Here is a 744-nt window from a genome sequence, read left to right as displayed (position 1 = left end):
GTTTATTTCTTTAAAGCCAAGTTGATCTTCGAATGAATCGTTTATGTTTTCAGCTTCTTCTTGTAATGCTGACATGAAACCGCAGAAATCGTCATTTTTTTGATATTTAAAAATTATGCTGTAAGCGTAAAAACGCAGAGTATCAAATAAAGCTGTATTTCTTCCCTCTGCAACTATTGATTTTCTTACTTCTTTTTTTACTCTTTTATTTGTATCTATGAATTCACATAGATAGTTCAATTCAAATCTTGGTTGTTCGTTCCAGAATGTACGCCAGCGAGGATTGAGCGGGTTTTTTGTTATCTTGCCCGTATAACATGGATCTGCACCTAACCTTTCYGTGAGTCCTTCTATAACGCCTTTYAAKARYTTTTGYGGCTTTCTTCTGGCGTTTTCTGTTATACAAACRGGAGACGATAAAGCATAAAAYAAATGAGCGTGACCATTAGCCGGATTTTGAGTTATAAARTTAGGCTTMGGTATATCTGCATCTTGCCATGCAATAGCCGCTGTATCGCTGTCAATATCAAACACAATAGAGTTAATAAAGCTATCGTTGTTATGTTCAATATAAACGCTGTTTAAAGCTCGTCTTTTGTTTGTTCTATAAATACCGTCTCTTTTAAAATCATCAGTGCAGAAAGGTCTTGATATAATTTGATTTATAAAATCACTTCTGCTATATTCTTTTTGTAGTATCATTTTTTAATACAATCCTTTTATTGTAGATCCCTGATTTTCTCC

At 33.5% G+C, this 744-nt stretch carries 1 protein-coding gene; it reads right to left on the bottom strand.

Annotated features, from left to right (window positions below):
* Window positions 1-702, bottom strand: a 702-nt coding sequence (locus tag AB4Z20_RS27995) for a replication initiation protein (RefSeq protein WP_442091234.1), incomplete at its 3' end; no start/stop codon positions are given.
* Window positions 703-744 lie beyond the last annotated feature (42 nt).

This window comes from Pseudomonas sp. KB_12, assembly GCF_052114545.1.
In the GTDB taxonomy this organism is placed as follows: domain Bacteria; phylum Pseudomonadota; class Gammaproteobacteria; order Pseudomonadales; family Pseudomonadaceae; genus Aquipseudomonas; species Aquipseudomonas brassicacearum.
Note: the sequence above shows the minus strand (reverse complement) of the source record. Positions and strands in the feature narration are given on the sequence as shown.